Origin of the sequence: Sunxiuqinia rutila (assembly GCF_050589705.1) — a bacterium.
GTDB lineage: Bacteria > Bacteroidota > Bacteroidia > Bacteroidales > Prolixibacteraceae > Sunxiuqinia > Sunxiuqinia rutila.
This window is the reverse complement of sequence record NZ_JBNGOT010000008.1, coordinates 182,848-201,283: the sequence shown is the minus strand read 5'-3', so window position 1 is coordinate 201,283 and position 18,436 is coordinate 182,848. Positions and strand designations below refer to the sequence as shown.

The 18,436-nt window shown below is 44.1% G+C and carries 15 protein-coding genes; 8 read left to right on the top strand and 7 right to left on the bottom strand.

From position 1 onward, the window contains the following. Positions 1 to 13 precede the first annotated feature (13 nt). From ACRD6K_RS12170 to ACRD6K_RS12150, 5 genes are all read left to right on the top strand, one after another. Positions 14 to 898 carry a ParB/RepB/Spo0J family partition protein gene (locus tag ACRD6K_RS12170; protein ID WP_430973472.1) on the top strand — a complete coding sequence of 295 codons (885 nt, stop codon included), beginning with the start codon at positions 14 to 16 and terminating at the stop codon, positions 896 to 898. 22 nt (positions 899 to 920) lie between these two features. Continuing rightward, positions 921 to 1,511 carry a DUF5683 domain-containing protein gene (locus ACRD6K_RS12165; protein ID WP_299579579.1) on the top strand — a complete coding sequence of 197 codons (591 nt, stop codon included), beginning with the start codon at positions 921 to 923 and terminating at the stop codon, positions 1,509 to 1,511. An 8-nt stretch (positions 1,512 to 1,519) separates the two neighbouring features. Then, a complete protein-coding gene (locus tag ACRD6K_RS12160) occupies positions 1,520 to 3,139 on the top strand; it encodes a transglycosylase SLT domain-containing protein (RefSeq protein WP_430973471.1) in 1,620 nt (539 codons plus the stop codon). 69 nt (positions 3,140 to 3,208) lie between these two features. Then, complete coding sequence (locus ACRD6K_RS12155) at positions 3,209 to 4,573, top strand: SGNH/GDSL hydrolase family protein (protein ID WP_430973470.1); 1,365 nt, start codon at positions 3,209 to 3,211, stop codon at positions 4,571 to 4,573. After that, positions 4,570 to 6,090: an MBOAT family O-acyltransferase gene (locus ACRD6K_RS12150; protein ID WP_430973469.1), complete on the top strand. Its 1,521-nt coding sequence runs from the start codon at positions 4,570 to 4,572 to the stop codon at positions 6,088 to 6,090. Before ACRD6K_RS12155 ends, ACRD6K_RS12150 begins: the two co-directional genes overlap by 4 nt. Before the next feature lie 80 nt (positions 6,091 to 6,170). Here the strand turns inward: ACRD6K_RS12150 and ACRD6K_RS12145 are convergent, their stop codons facing one another. The 4 genes from ACRD6K_RS12145 to rluF form a co-directional block, all read right to left on the bottom strand. After that, a complete protein-coding gene (locus ACRD6K_RS12145) occupies positions 6,171 to 6,581 on the bottom strand; it encodes a DoxX family protein (protein ID WP_299579568.1) in 411 nt (136 codons plus the stop codon). Positions 6,582 to 6,824: 243 nt separating this feature from the next. Continuing rightward, positions 6,825 to 8,027: a glycoside hydrolase family protein gene (locus ACRD6K_RS12140; RefSeq protein ID WP_430973468.1), complete on the bottom strand. Its 1,203-nt coding sequence runs from the start codon at positions 8,025 to 8,027 to the stop codon at positions 6,825 to 6,827. Positions 8,028 to 8,246: 219 nt separating this feature from the next. Then, complete coding sequence (locus ACRD6K_RS12135; RefSeq protein ID WP_299579562.1) at positions 8,247 to 8,699, bottom strand: cold shock domain-containing protein; 453 nt, start codon at positions 8,697 to 8,699, stop codon at positions 8,247 to 8,249. Between the two features lie 334 nt (positions 8,700 to 9,033). Continuing rightward, entirely contained in the window at positions 9,034 to 9,768 is a 735-nt protein-coding gene (gene rluF, locus ACRD6K_RS12130) for a 23S rRNA pseudouridine(2604) synthase RluF (RefSeq protein WP_299579559.1), read from the bottom strand. A gap of 233 nt (positions 9,769 to 10,001) precedes the next feature. Between rluF and ACRD6K_RS12125 the strand changes: the two genes are divergently transcribed. The 3 genes from ACRD6K_RS12125 to ACRD6K_RS12115 all read left to right on the top strand — a co-directional run bounded on the left by ACRD6K_RS12125 (position 10,002) and on the right by ACRD6K_RS12115 (position 13,691). Beyond that, positions 10,002 to 10,880 (top strand): creatininase family protein, encoded by an 879-nt coding sequence (locus ACRD6K_RS12125; RefSeq protein WP_430973467.1) that lies wholly within the window; start codon positions 10,002 to 10,004, stop codon positions 10,878 to 10,880. A gap of 290 nt (positions 10,881 to 11,170) precedes the next feature. Beyond that, positions 11,171 to 12,226 (top strand): M20 family metallo-hydrolase, encoded by a 1,056-nt coding sequence (locus tag ACRD6K_RS12120; protein ID WP_430973466.1) that lies wholly within the window; start codon positions 11,171 to 11,173, stop codon positions 12,224 to 12,226. Between the two features lie 88 nt (positions 12,227 to 12,314). Further along, positions 12,315 to 13,691 (top strand): MFS transporter, encoded by a 1,377-nt coding sequence (locus ACRD6K_RS12115; RefSeq protein ID WP_430973465.1) that lies wholly within the window; start codon positions 12,315 to 12,317, stop codon positions 13,689 to 13,691. 549 nt (positions 13,692 to 14,240) lie between these two features. Here ACRD6K_RS12115 and ACRD6K_RS12110 read toward each other — a convergent pair. The 3 genes from ACRD6K_RS12110 to ACRD6K_RS12100 are packed head-to-tail and all read right to left on the bottom strand — an operon-like array spanning position 14,241 to position 18,414. Further along, positions 14,241 to 14,879, bottom strand: coding sequence for a hypothetical protein (locus ACRD6K_RS12110; RefSeq protein ID WP_430973464.1), 639 nt, complete (start codon positions 14,877 to 14,879; stop codon positions 14,241 to 14,243). 11 nt (positions 14,880 to 14,890) lie between these two features. Next, complete coding sequence (locus ACRD6K_RS12105) at positions 14,891 to 16,018, bottom strand: DUF4249 family protein (protein ID WP_430973463.1); 1,128 nt, start codon at positions 16,016 to 16,018, stop codon at positions 14,891 to 14,893. 11 nt (positions 16,019 to 16,029) lie between these two features. Further along, a complete protein-coding gene (locus ACRD6K_RS12100; RefSeq protein ID WP_430973462.1) occupies positions 16,030 to 18,414 on the bottom strand; it encodes a TonB-dependent receptor in 2,385 nt (794 codons plus the stop codon). Positions 18,415 to 18,436 lie beyond the last annotated feature (22 nt).

Sequence of the window (18,436 nt, the reverse complement as noted above, 5' to 3'; positions counted from 1 at the left end):
AATTCGCGTATTCATGGCAAAAAGGAATGCATTGGGTAGAGGGCTAGGCGCTTTGATTGATGATGCGGATCGGGACCGGGATCAGGATCGGGAAGTTAGTTCATCAATTAGTGAAATAGCAATTGAAGAAATTGAAGCGAATCCGTTTCAGCCCCGGACTAAATTTGATGAAGAAGCATTGAAGGAATTGGCCGCTTCCATCAAGGAAATTGGTATTATTCAACCAATCACACTGCGCAAGGTCGCCAATCGTAAGTATCAAATCATTGCGGGGGAGCGGCGTTTCAGAGCTTCGAAGTTGGCAGGGCTGGAAACCATCACCGCTTATGTGCGTAAGGCAGAAGATGAAGGCATGCTGGAAATGGCCTTGGTTGAAAATATTCAGCGTGAAGACCTGGATGCCATTGAAATTGCCCTGTCGTATCAGCGCTTGATTGACGAGTGCCAGTTGACCCAGGAAAGTTTGAGTGATCGGGTAGGAAAAAAACGCTCAACAGTGAGCAACTACCTGCGGTTGTTAAGACTTCCGGCACTTATTCAGAAAGGAATTGTAGAAAAAACCATTTCCATGGGGCATGCCCGTGCTTTGGTTAACATTCAAAACCCGGAAGATCAGCTGGCTATCTATCAGGCCATTCTGGAAAATGAGCTTTCGGTTCGTAAAGTGGAAGAACTGGTGCGCGAGCTGAATTCATCGGAAAAGAAAGCGAGCAAACCAGAGCCTAAAGCCAAGCACCCGGAAGAATATGGAGAATTGAAAGAACACCTGAGTCGCTTTTTTAACACAAAAGTTGACTTTACGCTCAACAATAAAGGGAAAGGAAAAATCGTTATTCCGTTTGGGTCGTCAAAAGACCTGGAACGAATTATTAGCATTCTGGACAAGCGAAATGGCTAATACGATTTCAAAAAAGAAAACATTGAACAATATAATAAAAGCCGCACTCGTAATCCTGTTTTTAACAACAGGATTTATTGCATCTGCCCAGAAAATTACAGCAGCTGACAGCATTGACATTGCCTTTGAAAAACCGAAGCACTCGCCTCGGAAAGCAACAATTTATTCCGCTGTTTTGCCGGGCATGGGGCAAATTTACAATAAGAAGTACTGGAAAGTTCCGTTGGTTTATATTGGCTTTGGTGCTTTTGGTTATTTCATCGATTGGAATAACGATCAATACCTGATTTACAAACAAGCTTATGCCGACCTTCGGGACGATGATCCAAACACCAATTCGTTTCAGCAGTTTAATGAAGACGGACGGTGGGACAGCCAGATGCAACAGTTTAGCAACAGGCTTGAGCGAGCTAAGGATAATGCCCGGCGTAACCGCGACCTGGTGATTATTTCGACCGCAGCCTTTTATGTACTCAATATTATTGACGCCAGTGTGGATGCCCATTTTTTTGATTTTGATATCAGTGATGATCTGACATTTAAATGGGTGCCCGGGCCAATCTATTGTGCCGACCAACGAGGAGTAGGAATTCATTGTAGGATAAGATTTTAAAGGAACATATGACTAAAAAAGCAGGATTAGCCGGATTTCTTTTATTGAGTTTGGCCGTGTTGAACACCTTTGCAGACCGGAATGATAAAGAAGTTTTGAAACGGATTAGCAGCATTGAGGTGGTGGCCTTGGATAGTGTGGACGGATATGAAAAGAGGTATCGAATTCCCAATGAAAACCTGAATGATCTTTTTGCTGAAAAGATTGACAGTCTCTTGAATTCCTGGTACATGCAAAATGTATTTGAAATGCCGGTAGGCGAGGCCTTGCAAGATAGTCAGCCCATTGTCGCCATTCCTGATTCGGTTTATATCAATCGGTTGCAGGCCATTGACAGCTACATTGATTTATCTTACAACAAAACGGTTAAGAACTTTATTGAGTTATATACCCAGCGTCGCCGCGATCAGGTGGAGATGATGCTGGGACTAGCCAGCTTTTATTTTCCCATTTTTGAAGAAGCGTTGGACAAGTACGATTTACCCATGGAGTTGAAATACATGGCGATCATTGAATCGGCTTTGAATCCGACAGCTCGCTCGCGGGCCAATGCCGTTGGCTTGTGGCAATTTATGTATGGTACCGGAAAATGGCTTGGGCTTGAGATCGGAACCTTTGTTGATGAACGGCGAGATCCGGTAAAATCAACCGATGCAGCTGCCCGTTACCTGAGCCAGTTGTATAAAATTTACAAGAACTGGCACCTGGTGATTGCAGCCTACAACTGTGGTCCGGGAAATGTGAATAAGGCCATTCGTCGTTCGGGCGGTACGCGTGATTATTGGGCAATTTATTACCGTTTGCCACGCGAAACCCGTGGGTATGTTCCTGCTTTCATTGCCGCTTCTTATGTGATGAATTATTACAACGAACATTCGCTAAAGGCGCGTTACCCCGATTTTCCGATTGTTACCGACACGATCATGATTAATAGCTACCTGCACTTTGACCAGGTTTCTGCCTTGACGAATATTCCGGTAGAAGCCCTGCAGGCGCTTAATCCGCAATATCGGATGAACATTATTCCGGCTAAAAAGGAGAAGCATTATGCCCTGAAGATTCCGATTGAGTCAGTGGCTGACTTTATTGATAATGAGGATCAAATTTATGCCTACAAGCGTGATGAGTTTTTTCCAAATAATGAAATCATCAACCCCAAAAGCCGCAATAGCTACCATGTATCCAGTGTAAGTGGAAAAGACAAAGTGCTGTATACGGTGAAGTCGGGTGATAATTTAGGTTTTATTTCAGAATGGTTTCATGTACGGATTTCTGATTTGCGCTATTGGAACAACATCAACCGAAACCTGATTCGCGTGGGGCAAAAATTAGCCATTTATGTTCCCCAGGGGCAAGCTGATTTTTTTGCCAAGATCAATCGGATGAGTTTTGCTGAAAAGCAAGCCTATAAAAAGAAAACACCGGTTACAAAAGCGGTTTCAGCCAGCACACAAACAAGTGCTGACGGAAAGTTTGTCTACTACACCGTTCGTCGTGGCGATAACCTTTGGTCCATTGCCCGGAAGTTTCCCGGGGTGTCGAATAACGACATCATGCGGTGGAACAATATTCGCAATGCCAATAAAATTCAGGTGGGACAAAAACTTAAAATTCAAACCCGCTCTTAAGGAAGTCTTTCAGGTATTTGCAGATACACGATTTTAACTTTACTTTTAGTGGGAAGCTAAAATCGCACCATGACACCTGTTCGGGAATTTGTATATTTTCTTATTTTACTTCTCATTTTTTCCTTTATCCTTTTGTTGTGGAAGGAAGAGGGTCCTGCGCCTGTTTCGGTAGCAGAGTTTAACGAACCGTTGGTAGATACGCTTGTGCAAGCCGAGCCAGCCGCTGATTCTTTGCAGACTATGCAAACGCCGGAGGATGAGCCTGCCACAGAGCCTAAGGTGGAGCGGGAACTTTTTCAGCCAAGTCCTTTTGTATTTGCCGAAAGCGATTCTGTTCACTTGCAATTTTTAACCGATCGTTTGCAGAACGCCAATGCATCAAAGTTACCCGTTCGGATTGTTTACTTTGGGGACTCACAAATCGAAAATGACCGGATCACCTCGGTTTTGCGTAAGCAGTTACAAGCACAATTTGCCGGTCGCGGTCCCGGTTTTGTACCTTTGGATGAGTATTACAATACCCATCACCGCTTGCTGATTGAGCCTTCCGGAAATTGGGAAATCAAGACTTTTCAGGATAAGGATTTTGTGAACGAAAGTTTGTTGTTCAAAAATGCCTTGTTAACAGCAGCTAATCCCGAAGGGTGGTTTCGAATTCGGCGGATTAAGCGATTGGGGCCGAAGCCCGATTATGAGTTGATGAAACTTTATTATACCGCTCGCGACAGCTGCAGGCTCACCGTAAGGCAGGGAAAGGATGTGATTTATACGGGGTTTTTACTTCCGCATGAAAGAGTATCTACGCTTGATTTTCAGTTTAACCGAACACCGGATGACATTCGCTTTGATTTTACGGTTCGCGACACGCTGAATATTGCGGGCTTGTCACTGGAAAGTGGCGGTGGTGTGCTGGTGGACAATGTTGCTTTGCGCGGCTTGTCTTATCCCACTTTTGATGCCTCGAACCAGGAGATGATTCACCAAATGCTGAATCAGGTGAATGTGGGGCTGTTTGTGTTGCACTTTGGGGTGAACCTGGTGCCCTACATTTCGAATAATTACCGGCATTTTGAACGAAACTTTCAGCGTCAGATCAGCTACCTGAAGACCATCCGTCCCGAAGTCCCCATTCTGATTATAGGGGTTTCGGATATGGCAAAAAAGCTGGATGGGACATATGCTTCCTATTCCAATATTCCCCAAATAAAAGCGATTCAATATGAATTGGCCATGAAAAATCACACGGCTTTTTGGGACTTGCAAAACTTCATGGGTGGGGAAGGGGCCATGGTGCAATGGGTAAACCGAAGCCCGGCTTTAGGGCGGACGGATTATGTGCATTTTTCAGCGGAAGGGGCGGCTGTGGTTGGTAAGGAATTGGCGCGTTTGCTTTTGGAAGAGTTAAAAACCGATCGGAATTTGGTTACACAATGAAGGAGTCGATCAAACATACCATGGAGAGTATCTGGCAGTATCATCCGGATGAACCCTTGTTTTATACCGGACTGGCCTTTTGGATTGCTTTTACAGCCTTTTTGGGGATTTACGCCTTGGTGTATCGGCAAAAAGCTATCCGTAACGGGTATTTGCTCCTGATAAGCTGGTTCATTTATTACCAAATGAACGGTGCTTTTTTGCTGTTGTTGGCTTTTTCCTGTGCGGTAAATTATGGGTTTGGTCTTTGGATTCATGCGCAATCGCGAAAACGATTTGTCTTGGCTGTAGCTGTCGGGTTTAATTTATTGGTGTTGGCTTATTTTAAGTACACCTATTTTTTTATTGAGCATGCTAATGCCTTGTTTCAAACCAATTGGGAAGTTTTCAACTGGGTTGGCTGGTTGATTAACCGGGCTGTTGGCAGTGTGGTTGATGAACAGTCGATTTTGCTTCCCATCGGAATTTCGTTTTACACTTTTCAGGCCATCAGCTACCTGGTTGATGTTTATCGCGGCGATTCCAAGGTGGTGAGAAATCCCTTGGACTTTAGCTTTTACCTGAGTTTCTTTCCCCAATTGGTGGCTGGTCCCATTGTGCGGGCTTCCTCTTTTATTCCGCAGTTGTATCAAAAATTTCGCCTGAAGAAGGAGGAATTCAGTCATGCCTTGTTTTTAATCACCAAAGGGCTGTTTAAGAAGATGGTTATTGCCGACTTTTTGGCTTTGAACCTGATCGATCGAATTTTTGAGGCGCCCATGGCATATTCCGGCTTTGAAAACCTCTTGGCGCTTTATGCCTATTCCATCCAGATTTATGGCGATTTTTCGGGTTATACCGATATTGCCATTGGTTTGGCCCTGATCCTGGGTTTTAAAATTCCGGTAAACTTTAATGCTCCCTATCAGGCCACCAGCTTGACGGACTTTTGGCATCGCTGGCACATTTCGCTGTCGCTTTGGTTACGCGATTACCTCTATATTCCTTTGGGGGGAAACCGAAAGGGAAAGGGGCGTATGGTCGTCAATATTTTAATTACGATGGTGCTGGGTGGTTTGTGGCATGGCGCAAACCTGCGGTTTATTATCTGGGGCGCAATTCATGGTTTGGGGCTGGTAGTGGAAAAGCTGATTCGAAAGGCCTTTGTGCATCGTGCAAGTCCGCGACGTTGGAAAAAGCTAATCGCAGTTTTTTTCACCTTTCAAGTTGTCAGCCTGGCCTGGCTTTTCTTTCGGGCACGAGACTACAGTGCTGTTCAGCAGTTTTGGTACCAGCTTCGGTTTCATTTTTGGCCCGAAAATATCAGCATGGGCTGGGAGAGTTATCGTATGGTTCTTGGCATTTTTGTGTTTGGGTTGGTACTGATTTGGGTGCCCAACCGGTACAAAGAAAAACTGAGGGGGGCTTTTATTAGCCTTCCGGTTTGGGGGCAACTTCCCTTGGTGCTATTGGTGCTGTTGCTCATTGCTTTTGTTGCTCAGGCCAACTTGCAGCCGTTTATCTACTTCCGGTTTTAGGGCATAAAAAAAGCTTCTACCTGTTCCTGTTGCAAGTAGAAGCTTCGGAGCTATAGAAAGTCTATTTCATATTCTCTGTTTTAGCGTCCCCGAAAGACTCTGCCCAATGCAAATTTTCCTCCACCGTAAACCAATATGGTTAAGAAAACAATCAGGTAGAGCAAAGCCATTTCTTTGCTTTTAAAGGCATCCGATGCATGAATAATGAATGCGGCTACTGCCATAGTGATGATGATAGGGATGCTGGCCAGTCGGGTACCAATACCCAGTATCACCAGAACGGAACAGAGAAATTCTGCAAACACCGTAAGGATCAGCGAAAGGGTTGACCCTATGCCAAAAGGGTCTGGAAATTGGGTATTGCCTTCAATTAAGTTCAAAAACTTGGGAATGCCGTGAGTCAGCATAAAACCACCTGCGGCTACCCGAAAAATAAGTAACCATAAATTTACTACCGCATCGTTTGTTCGCGGGCCGAGTAATCTTGCCATTGTTATAGATTGATTTTTTTATTTCGAAAATAATTAAACTTCTAAAAGGAACGCTGAATTCTAGCGATTAGTTTAGGTCGATAACAAAAAAAATGATCTGCGAATCTGGATCGAAAGGCTTAATCGCTGGCGATCAGAACGAATGGCTACCAGGCAATCTTGTTAGAACAGGACTGCTGATTTGAAAGCAAAAGGACTTCATGAAGTCCTTTCCATTTGGGAACTGTCTTTATGTTTTGGCAATCAGTTTGTTTCGAGAGGAATCTGAACATTGAATGAAGCGCCATCTGTTCGTGTATTCACCTCTGTTATGGCACCGGCACAGTATAAAACTGTGGGGTTACCATCTTCGTCAATCAAAAGTTGGGGGCGCTCCAGCCGGTTCATTTTTATCGTATCTCCCGCTTGAAGAACGACTTCTTTCTTCATGAAAAACGTATTGTCCGGCTTGGTCCATTTGATGCCATCGAGTGATTCAAGTAGAGCCAGCCCCGGTTTATCCTCAGTTATTCGGCCTGTAAAATCCTTGAGCACGACATAAAATTTTTCGTGCTTGGGATGATACCAAACATACGGATCTTCACCACTGGCAATGGTGCCATCTTCGTTTCGAACATCAAAAACAAAATGATCCGTAGGCGTGAAAGGCCCGGCAGGTGAGTCGGCAATTGCTACTCCATGAACGCCTCGCCAGCCTGGATTATAAAAGTTTCCTTTAAAGAAGAGTAAGTATTTGCCATCGCCAGGGCGCTGAACAACCGAAGGGTTAACAACGATGATGTTGTCGGGTTTGGGTTCAGTGCCTTCGGGCGAGGGAGCCACAATGTTATCTGGCTTCACTCGGGTTCTTGGCGAAAGCAAGGGGTTTTCTGATCGGCTATAGTTTCCTTGAACTAAGTCGTCAAAGCTTTCAAATTCAATCACACCAATGCACTGACTTTGCTGAACGCGGTTGCGTTTATCGACTTTTTCTCCTTTCGATCCAGTGGGCTGTGGGCCCGGATCTTTACCACCTACGTAATACAAATAGTAGCGATTGTTGAATTTTTTGACATGGGGGTTATGTGCCATTTGGGCATCCCAAGCGGTTGAATCTCCTTCGGCCTGCCTGCCTTTGAGCACCACTTTCTGAAATTTAAAATCCCTGTCGGGATAGTCTGAAACCGCATAGGCAATTTGCGAATGAAGGACCCAGGAGTCGGAAAACTTGGGCAGAGAATCACCGCATTCCCAGGTTGAGTAAAGCATGTGGTATTTGCCATCATCGCCTTTAATCACGCTGCCTCCCCACACAAAGCGATCAGGATCGTTTAAAGTGGATGGCCCGGAGAGCACATGGTCATCTATTTCAGCGGCTATTGGCTTTGCCTTTACGGTGACGTTTTGGTTATTGGTACAGCTTAAGCATAGATAAGCCAGACATAAGATTAGGATTGATGATTTCATAGTGCTAGTTGGTTATTGGTGCTCCTTTAGGCTCAGGAGCTTTCGTTTTTTTTATACTTTAAACGAAGCAAGAGTTTGCCTCTGCTTGTGCGTTTCAGAAAGCTAAGGTGCTGTCAGAAAAACAAAAAGGCTTTCCGAATTGGAAGGCCTTTTGAGGTATCAGATAATAGGAACATGCCGTCTTTGGAGGCTGTACAGATTCCAAAGAAACGTATTCCTTTATTTTATTTGTTTTACTTTGACTGCCGTTGGCCCTTTTTGTCCCATTTCAACTTCGAAGCTCACTAAGTTTCCTTCTTTGATATCTTCCAGAACATTATTGATATGGACAAAAATACTTTCTTTTGTTTCCGAATCGCGGATGAAGCCATAGCCTTTCGATTCGTTGAAAAAAGTTACTGTACCCTTACGTATCGGATCAATTTCTTCATTCGGATCGCTTTTAGGTACGCTGACTTCGATATCTTCGATATTGACTTCAGCTTTTTGAGAGGGATCGGGGGGAGTGTCGGTGATGTTACCATTCTCGTCGACATAAGCGATCATATCGTCCAGGCTTCCTGACTTTTCATTGTCTTTTCTGGCCAGTCGTTTCTTCTCTTTCTCTTTTCTCTTTTTCTCTTTTTTGTTTCGTACTTCTTTTTTGTTAAACGATTCTTGAGATCTACCCATAAATTCTTTTCTATTTATTGTTACTTATAATTTTTATTTTCCGCATTTCTTGTGATTCAGACGAAATAGCAGGCCGGATTATTTTGGTATTCTGGCGCTTGTTGGTATACGCATGAATGACAATTCGGTTGTTATGAAAAGGATCAAAAAAAGGAAACAATACTGAACGAATAATAAGGAGTGGATCAAGTTTGAATACTGCCATTTTTGAACCTGTAATATCGGCTAAGTTACAATTTTATTTGTTGGAATAATAATTTCTGTTCTCAGGTTCCCTTAATTTCATTTTTAGACAACAATTTCCCGTTTGTTTGTGCTGAAAACGAATCGTGTATCAGTTGTTTGGAGTGTCGTGTGTTTTAGTTGAATCAGACACCAGTCGGTTGATCTCTTTGAGTTCTTTGGCCGTGAGGTAGCGCCATTTGCCAACAGGTACATCGAGTGAAATATTCATTATCCGCACGCGCTTTAATTTGGTCACCTCATAGTTCAGGTATTCGCACATGCGGCGTATTTGCCGGTTAAGTCCCTGTGTTAAAATTATTCTGAAAACGTATTTGCTAATCTGTTCTACCTCACACTTGCGGGTAACGGTATCCAGGATCGGAACACCTCCGGCCATTTTCTGAATAAATGTTTTTGTGATAGGCTTATTGACCGTTACAATGTATTCTTTGTCGTGGTTGTTGCGGGCACGCAAAATTTTATTGACAATGTCTCCATCGTTGGTTAAAAAGATGAGTCCTTCGCTGGGTTTGTCAAGTCGCCCGATGGGGAAAATGCGTTTGGGGTAATTGATGTAGTCGATGATGTTGTTCTTTTCTACACGGGTGTCGGTTGTACAAACAATACCCACCGGTTTGTTGAAGGCGATGTAAACCGGCTTTTCGGTAGGTTCAGAAATCAGTTTGCCATTTACCCGTACTTCATCGCCGGGGCCTACTTTCGTCCCCATTTCAGGTTTCTTTCCGTTTATGGTTACTTTGCCTTGTTCAATCAATTTGTCGGCAGCCCGGCGGGAACAGAATCCCACTTCGCTCAGGTATTTATTAATTCGTGTTGTTTGCATGTCCTCCTTTTCTATTCTTAACAACAACCTATGGGCTGTTGGGGTTTCTGGTTAGCTGCCCGTATTTTCTTGCAAATTCTGGATGCTGCGTTTGGTGAACCTGTAAAATTTCCAGTTCAAGAACAATGACGCAAAGTGTTGATTAATAGAATAACTACAATCCAGTGGCTACGTTCAGCTGTTTTCAGAAAATAAACTGTAATTTTAGGCAAACCTACTAAATTCCTTAATGAATGAAAACATGGATTAACCTTAGCATTCTTTTTTTTCTTGCATGTGGCCTGCAGGCACAGGAGCTCTCTTTCCGCTTAGAGGAGCTAACCGCTCCGGATTACGTGCAAGCAGTTGAAAAGTCGTCTAAAACCTGCATTTTACCTATTGGTGTGTTTGAAAAACATGGACCACACCTGCCTTTGGGTACCGACTTGTACATCGCCCGTGAACTGGCCCTTCGTGCTGCGGCGGCGGAGTATACTCTTGTTTTTCCCTGGTATTACTTTAGCCAGATTAATGAGGCCCGTCATCAGCCGGGAACCATCTCTTACAGTCCTGAGCTGATTTGGAAAATGTTGCAGGAAACGCTTGATGAGCTGGCGCGAAATGGGTTCGAAAAGATCATTATCGTCAACGGACATGGGGGCAATAATGCCTTTTTGAACTACTTTGGTATGGCGCAGCTTTCCGAAGAACGGGACTATAGTCTGTATTGGTTTCAACCCACTTACGATTCCGAAGTGCTTGAGCGTATGGAAGAGCTGACCCAGTATGATGAGTATGACTCACATGCCGGCAACCGCGAGTCTTCGCTCATGGCAGCCATCCAACCGGAGGTGGTTCATCCGGAGCGGGCTGGTCAGCAATCGGGGGTGGATCAGGACCGGCTGAAACACCTCACGAACGTTTATACCGGCATTTGGTGGTATGCCAGTTATCCCAATCATTATGGGGGCGATGGTGCCAAAGCCAATGCCGAGGCTGGTGCTTTGCTGCTGCAGTCGGTGGTGGATCAGCTGGTGAAAACAATCCGGACTGTAAAAGCCGATGAGGGCGTGCCTGCTTTGCAGAAACAGTTTTTTAAGGAGGCTGCTGACCCGTTAAAGACCAGGCAATAGCCTGACTGACCAGAATGCGGAGTGGCTGTTCGTTGCGAATAGCCACTCCGCATTTTTTACGGAAAGTGGGAGATGGGTATGTGCTTCCTGAAATCGGGAAGCATGGTTTGCTCTGTTTTTTGCCATTGCTGAGTTGTTGCCCGGTGGCATGTTTCCTGTTTTTTAAGAACGCTTTATCAGCTGCTTGAAGTCCTTCTATTTCGAAGGGATTGTTACACGAACTTAAAGAAAAACCGTATTTTTAAAGTTCTGTATCAATCAAGAAATTTGGAATCAGCTAATTCAAGTACATGAAAGAATATATTGATTTACTAAGGAAACTTATTCAGACCCAGTCGTTCAGTAAAGAAGAAGAACCTGCAGCCGGATTAATTCGAGCGACTTTAACTGCCAAGGGCATTGCTTTTCAAACAAAGAATAACAATACCTGGGCGCGCAATCACAGCTGGAAGGAAGGGCTGCCGGTGATTTTGCTGAACTCGCATGTTGACACGGTACGGCCGGCCAAAAACTGGACCAAAGATCCTTTTGGGGCGGAGTTGGATGGCGATTGCCTCTATGGTTTGGGAAGCAATGATGCCGGAGCGTCGCTGGTTACTTTGCTGGCGGTGTTTGTCCATTTCAATGAGCAGGAAAATCTTCCTTTTAACCTGATTTATGCGGCTTCGGCAGAAGAAGAAATTTCGGGGCCTAATGGGATGGCCAGCCTGATTGAGGAACTGGGACAAGTGGACCTGGCCATTGTGGGTGAACCCACCCAGATGCAGATGGCCATTGCCGAGAAAGGATTGATGGTGCTGGATTGCACAGCATTCGGAAAAGCCGGTCATGCTGCGCGTAACGAAGGTGTGAATGCCTTATACAAAGCACTGGATGATATTCGCCTGTTACGGGATTATCGTTTTGAAAAGGTTTCGGAAGTTTTGGGTGAGGTGAAGCTTTCGGTTACCCAAATCAATGCGGGCTCGCAACACAATGTGGTGCCCGACCAGTGTTCCTTTGTCATCGATGTACGCACCAACGAACATTATTCCAACCAGGAAACTTTTGAGCTGGTGGATCAGCTGATTGAGTCCGAAGTAAAGGCACGGTCTTTTCGTTTAAACTCATCGGGTATTGCGGTGGATCATCCCCTGGTGCGTCGGGGGCAGGAGCTGGGTCTGACGTATTACGGATCGCCCACCACCTCAGATCAGGCGGTAATGCCTTTTCAATCCATCAAGATAGGTCCGGGCGACAGTGCCCGTTCGCATACGGCAGATGAATACATCCTGGTTTCAGAAATGGAGGAAGGCTTCCGGATTTACCAGGCCTTGCTGGATGGATTGGATCTTAGCAAAGCCTAGGGAAGAGCAGCAACTCTTGCCTGGTGTGCTTTCTTTTTGTTGACGTATTTTATTCCGTTTTTGTAAAACGAATGCCAAACCCAATAGGATGCAGTGGACCCGAGCGCAAATTTCCATTATAGCCGTTGTGGCGGTGACTTCTTTTATGGGGACTTTTTTGATCTCTTCGGTCAATATTGCCCTTCCGGCTATTGAGCGGGACTTTGGGCTGGATGCGGTGAGCTTGAGCTGGGTGATCACTTCCTTTTTACTGGCCACAGCGATGTTCTTGTTGCCGGTGGGGCGTTTGGGTGACCTGAAAGGTGTTCGACGACTCTTTAAGTTTGGTGTGTTGGTTTTTACTTTGTCATCGTTGGCTTGTGGCTTGGCTCCTTCAGGTTTTTGGCTGATTCTTTTCCGCTATGTTCAGGGGGTAGGCGCTGCTTTTACGAGTACCACTGGCCCGGCAATTCTGGTTTCGGCGTTTTTGCCTCGTCATCGGGGGCGGGTGCTCGGACTGGCTGTTTCGGCGGTGTACCTGGGACTGGCTTTTGGGCCTTTTGCCGGAGGCCTGCTGACGCAGTACCTGGGCTGGCGTTCCATCTTTTTGGTGGCCACCTTTTTCGGGGGCATTGCGGTGTTGGTGGCTTATCTTTTTCTAGGAAAGGATGAGATGCGCCAAGAGAAGCCGGCACAGATTGCCTTCGGAGGAACAATCTTTTACATGCTTGGCTTGGTGGCGCTGGTTTACGGCTCGGCTCATATCGACAAGCCGTTGGGCTGGTTGCTGATGGGAGCTGGCAGTTTCGCTTTGCTGGGCTTTTGGTGGATGGAATCCCGCTCGACAGCCCCGGTGATTGATACCCGGCTGTTTACCCGTAATCGCTTGTTTGCCTTTTCGAACCTGGCCGCGCTCATCAACTATAGTGCAACCTTTGCCATTGTGTTTTTGCTGAGCTTGTACTTGCAGAAAATTCAAAGTTTGTCGCCACGCGATGCCGGTACCATTCTGATTGCTCAGCCCATTATGATGGCTATCTTTTCGCCCTTGGCCGGCCGGCTTTCAGATCGGATTCAGCCCCGCTACCTCGCAACATTGGGCATGAGCATGTGTACTCTGGGCCTGGGAGCCTTTGCGTTTCTTGCGGAGAGCACCCCGATTGGACTCATTGTGGCTTTGCTGGTTTGGGTGGGACTGGGTTTCGCCTTTTTCTCTTCGCCCAATATGAATACCATTATGAGTTCGGTTGATAAAAGTCAGTATGGCCTGGCTTCGGGATCGGCGGCTACCATGCGGGTGTTGGGGCAAATTGTGAGCATGACCATTGCCACGTTGTTTTTTGCAGCCATGCTGGGTGGAGAAGCAGTCGAACAGGTGTCGGATGCCTTGTTTCTGAAGGTTGTAAAGTGGGGCTTCATCAGCTTTTCGCTCATCAGTGTTTTGGGTATTTACTTCTCCTACAACCGGGGACAAATCAAGCGCTAAAGGTTAAAAATTTTATTGAACGGCTTGGCTTAGAGAGGGCTGCACTCAAAGTGAAGCCCTCACTGGCAAACTAAAAATGATTAGGCATGAGGCTCCATGCAAAAATGTCGTCATGTGGCAAGATGTTATTTTTGACTTTTTCAAGGAAGAACAACTAATTATCCCGGTTGAAGAAAATCTTTTGCGAATTGTTTCCCCGGTTTCAAATTGCCCAGGTGAAGTTTTTTGAGGTTTGTGTGGTAAAGGAATGAAAACCAGGCTATACTTTACTCAGCGGGTGACTTCGAGTCACCCGCTGAGTAGCAGCTTGTCACCCAGTCCTTTTGCTTGATTTCTTAAATCCGTTTTCCTTGACTTTACTGATTGGCGACAAGAGTTACTTCGCTTTTATGGATTGAAAGTCCATCGTTTACACGGATCGGATTCCAAATCCGATCCAGCTTGTGCTTAATTAAGTGAGGGCGTCACTCAAAGTGAAGCCCTCACTGAGCCAACTTTTCTTTATCCAGCTGACCGGGACATAGCCCCAAGCTAGCCCACAGGCAACTGTTACTGCTTCGTATGTCCCCAAAGCGTGTAGGATAGATTCAGTACAATCATACGGTTGCGATAAATTTGCCCGTAAAGTTTCTCATTTTGTATTTTCCCCATCCCCTGGTCTTTCAACCCTTGTACATAGCTTAATGATCCTTGAAGTCGATATTTGCTATAGCCAATTCCCAATAACCAGTTGTATTCTGGTTTTTCGTTTATTCGTGAATAGTTAAGTAACCATCCGGCCTCCAGGCCCGATTCAAGGAACAGATGGCGACTGTTGGTATACCGCAGTTTTAAAGGGATCGTGAAGTAGTGTTGCGGAAATTTCTGTTCAACAGTGCTGTAGCCGTATCCTCCTCCCTCTCCACCATAATCGATAGAACCTTCGTCTGTTCTTTCCAAGAAGCTTGCCTGGTTGGTTTTATAGCGGTAGCCCAGGCCTAGCGATGCTGAAAACCTGCCTTTAATTGGAGAGGAGACATACATCCCAACGCCTGTTGACAAACTCTCAGTTGCGCTTTGAAAGGTGGATCGGTCGTGTTTGGGGAAGAACCAACTTCCTTCACTGTATATGCCTATTTGCGTTGGCGACTGGGCAAAAGTAGCCCAAACAGGAGCGAGCAATAAAAGAGTAATTAAAAATTGTTTCATGGTTTTATTATTTAATAATTAAATAAATGAATCATTTGTCTGTGATAGCCGGCGAAAATCCCTGTTGCATTATTTATATTCGATTGTACCATTACTGGTTCTGAATACGGATTAATACGCTGGCTTACTTGCAAAATATAGGAATGGTAATAATCGACATACTCTTTGCTACCTTGAATTACTTCTAGCCAAAATTCTTCATCGCGTTTTTGGTTTTTATCCATTGAATATTTAAGATTGGCGTTAGCGTATAGTAATTTTGCATGGGTAACATTTTCTGCTTCTCCAATTGTGGTCATCACATCGTATGAAACATTATTCAGCCAATAGTCATTTCCAAAACATACCGATCTCCCAAAAGCTTCGTACTCACGGGCAGAAACCGTTTTTTGTTTTAAGTCTTGGTATAATAGATACGATAATCTCTGCTTTAAATCAAAATCCTCAAAAAAAACAAGTTTGAAGAGGATATGATCAAAGATCGACTGATTTACAACCCATTGGTCAGCCAGCTCCGCTAATTCGAGGTATGCGTTTTCCGGCAAGCCAGCCTTTTTAAGTTTTTCCAGAGAATCCATGGTAAGCATGTACCGTTTATATCCTTCGTTCGGATCAAAATAGTAAGATCGGAACAGAAACCGTGCATCTTGTACAGTTTCTCCAAAGTTTACCTGCAACGGGAAAACATCATAATCCATGAGATTGTTAGGGTAGAGGTATTTTATCCATTTTATATCAAAATCAGGAACAGTGGCATTAACAATATTTGGAATCCTGCTTTCTGCTGTAATTTCTTTATGTCCGGGTATATGTATATTTAGTCTATAGGTTTTGTCCATTTCTGGACGAGTATTACTCGAATATATTCCTCTTTCTCCAGAGTAATTAAGTGTAACTTCTTCCCCTGTTTCCGTTGTAATTTTGACCAAGGCATTATTTATATAAGTGTCCTCGTTTTCTTGTAAGGTTTTTGTTTTTGCAAGTGTAAGTTTCCAGTTTCCTTGGGGGCTAAACAGGCAGGTGACAACAACTTCTCTTTCGGGAGTCTGCACATCAATCTCCATGTCTGAAATACACGCTGGGAGTGTTAAAAATAAGGTAAGTGCGACAAAGAGATATTTGGGGAGTAACTTATCCATTATTAGTTATTTTAAAATTTCAAATGATAGCTGATTGATGGAATGAATGGAAAAATACATATTTGCTTGTACTTAGTTTCTCCTGTGGGTGATGTTTGTGGATAGTACATGTATGCATTCTTCCGGGCGTAGGCGTTATATACTCCAAGTTTCCATTCGCGGTAAAGATTTCCTTTTTGCTTTTTAAATGTAATACCGAGGTCTAAATGATGAAAAGCAGGTAACCGATAGTTGTTGTATTCTTCAAAATATTGAATGCGGTGCGTATCTTCAATGTCTATACCGGTGACAAAGTCAGAAAGCCAATAGTCGATTGGACCGGCAGCCTGGTAATCCAGTACCGGGATGGTGGAAGCCATTCCTGTTTGATAGGTCCACACAGCAGAAAACTCAATATTATCTGTTAAGTTATACACATAGCCTAAATTAATGTCGTGGCGACGATCAAATTTAAACGGGAAGGCTTTACCTTCATTGATGCTTTCAAATTTGCGATTGTTCCATGAAAGTGTATAATTTACCCATGCATTTAATCGGGATGTTTTGTAGTTCCACGAGTTTTCAAAGCCCCAGGCTTCGCCAACTCCGGTTTCAACCAGTTCTTCCCAATTGTCGTAAATATCCATGAAGCTGTTTCCGGCTTTGTAATTTATTACGCCATCCATGGTTTTGAAGTACGAGTCGAATTTATAAGAAAACTTGTTGTTAAATTTTAAATAGCTACCAAAGGTGATTTGTTGCGACGTCTCGGGTTTTACATCTTCTGTGGCCGGCACCCAAATATCCGATGGTAATCCCACACTGCTATTGGTTAATAAATGCAGCGGTTGCACCATCTGGTCGTACGACAAAAACAGGCTAAGATTTTTGTATACCACCCATTTTGCATTTGCTCTTGGCGTTATATAACTGTGCCATTTTCCTCCCAAATCATAAAGATCAAGCCGAAGTCCACCATGAACAGTAAGTTTATCGCCAATATTAAGCTGATCATCCATAAAAAGTGCCAGTGCTTTATTGTTGACCTCACCGTTGCCTCTTTGGGTATTTTGCCCGTCGTGACGCTCAATTTCCTGTTCGCCGGGCAGATAGCTATTTAACTCTGCGCTTGTACCAAACTGGATTTTATTTTTAGGCAAATACCAGTCGAATAGGAACTGAATTTTGTTATTGTTTACCCGGGTTTTGTACTCAATATCAGACCAGATTTTTTCTTTATCGCCATTTTTTGTAACAGTCTGGTCGTATTTATTATGTATGGTGTAGCGAAATGAGCCGCTCGAAAGTGTTGTATTTAAATAGAGTCTGTTTCCTAACTGGCTAGTCCATCGCAATGCTCCAATTCGGTTTCCCCATTTTAGTTTTACTTTTGAGTTTTGCTTGGTTTCACCGCCTTCGTAAGAATAATTGTCTTTGAAGTCCGAAGATAAAAGATCTCCACCTCCATAAAGACTTACATACAAGTGGTTTCTGTCGTTTAGTTCAAAGTTGAACTTTGCATTTAAATCGTATAAGTTTAAACTTGGTACAACAACTTCATTATTCGACATCTGAGAAATTTTTGCAATACTTGTTATGAATAAGTCGAGCAATGTTCGTCGGGCAGAAATTAAATACGAAGATTTATTTTTCTTTATAGGGCCTTGATGCGTAAGTTTTGATGTTATCGGACCAATGGTAATATCGGTCTCTGTATGGTTCTTATTTCCTTCTTTCATGCGTACATCGACCACCGAAGACAACCGACCTCCATAGCGTGCCGGAAAACCGCCTTTATAGAAATCGACGCTTTGCAAGGCTTCCGGAGTAAACACAGATACGAAGCCAAACAAATGGGTTGCGTTGTAGATGGGTACTCCGTCCAGCAATATCAGGTTTTGATCGGGACTTCCGCCGCGCACAAAAATACCGGCACTTCCTTCATGGCCTTGTTGTACTCCGGGCAAAACTGTCAGGCTTTTCAATACGTCTTGTTCGCCGGCAAAAGCAGGAAGAGCTTTAACGGTTTGCATATCTATTTGCTCATGGCCGGCAAAGGCTGGTTTTGAGGACAGGGCCTTGGCCTTTACAGTTACTTCCTGTAAATCATTTTTTGTATGTAATTGAAAATTGATTGTGGTGTCGCTCTGGATATCAAAAGCAAGTCGTTGTTCTTTATAGCCCACAAATGAAACCTGTAGTTGCACCTTGCCAGTCGGAACGCTTAACGAATAAAAACCGAAGGCGTTACTGAGTGCGCCTTGTTTGGTGTTGTTGTCAAAAATTGTAGCGTGGTATAGGTTTTCTGCCGAAATGGAATCACGAACAAAGCCAGAGATCGTGATGGTTTTTTGAGCTGAAACATGAACGATTGGACCTATAATTAAAAGGAAAAAGACCAATTTTTGTTTGGTCATTTTTTTTAGTTGAATGCGTGTC

Bases quoted from the DNA above. Each gene is read 5' to 3' on its own strand.
- ACRD6K_RS12105 (WP_430973463.1), bottom strand. From the start codon at position 16,018: ATGGATAAGTTACTCCCCAAATATCTCTTTGTCGCACTTACCTTATTT.
- ACRD6K_RS12155 (WP_430973470.1), top strand. From the start codon at position 3,209: ATGACACCTGTTCGGGAATTTGTATATTTTCTTATTTTACTTCTCATT.
- ACRD6K_RS12125 (WP_430973467.1), top strand. From the start codon at position 10,002: ATGAAAACATGGATTAACCTTAGCATTCTTTTTTTTCTTGCATGTGGC.
- ACRD6K_RS12135 (WP_299579562.1), bottom strand. From the start codon at position 8,699: ATGGGTAGATCTCAAGAATCGTTTAACAAAAAAGAAGTACGAAACAAA.
- ACRD6K_RS12160 (WP_430973471.1), top strand. From the start codon at position 1,520: ATGACTAAAAAAGCAGGATTAGCCGGATTTCTTTTATTGAGTTTGGCC.
- ACRD6K_RS12140 (WP_430973468.1), bottom strand. From the start codon at position 8,027: ATGAAATCATCAATCCTAATCTTATGTCTGGCTTATCTATGCTTAAGC.
- ACRD6K_RS12100 (WP_430973462.1), bottom strand. From the start codon at position 18,414: ATGACCAAACAAAAATTGGTCTTTTTCCTTTTAATTATAGGTCCAATC.
- ACRD6K_RS12150 (WP_430973469.1), top strand. From the start codon at position 4,570: ATGAAGGAGTCGATCAAACATACCATGGAGAGTATCTGGCAGTATCAT.
- ACRD6K_RS12145 (WP_299579568.1), bottom strand. From the start codon at position 6,581: ATGGCAAGATTACTCGGCCCGCGAACAAACGATGCGGTAGTAAATTTA.
- ACRD6K_RS12170 (WP_430973472.1), top strand. From the start codon at position 14: ATGGCAAAAAGGAATGCATTGGGTAGAGGGCTAGGCGCTTTGATTGAT.
- ACRD6K_RS12120 (WP_430973466.1), top strand. From the start codon at position 11,171: ATGAAAGAATATATTGATTTACTAAGGAAACTTATTCAGACCCAGTCG.
- rluF (WP_299579559.1), bottom strand. From the start codon at position 9,768: ATGCAAACAACACGAATTAATAAATACCTGAGCGAAGTGGGATTCTGT.
- ACRD6K_RS12110 (WP_430973464.1), bottom strand. From the start codon at position 14,879: ATGAAACAATTTTTAATTACTCTTTTATTGCTCGCTCCTGTTTGGGCT.
- ACRD6K_RS12115 (WP_430973465.1), top strand. From the start codon at position 12,315: ATGCAGTGGACCCGAGCGCAAATTTCCATTATAGCCGTTGTGGCGGTG.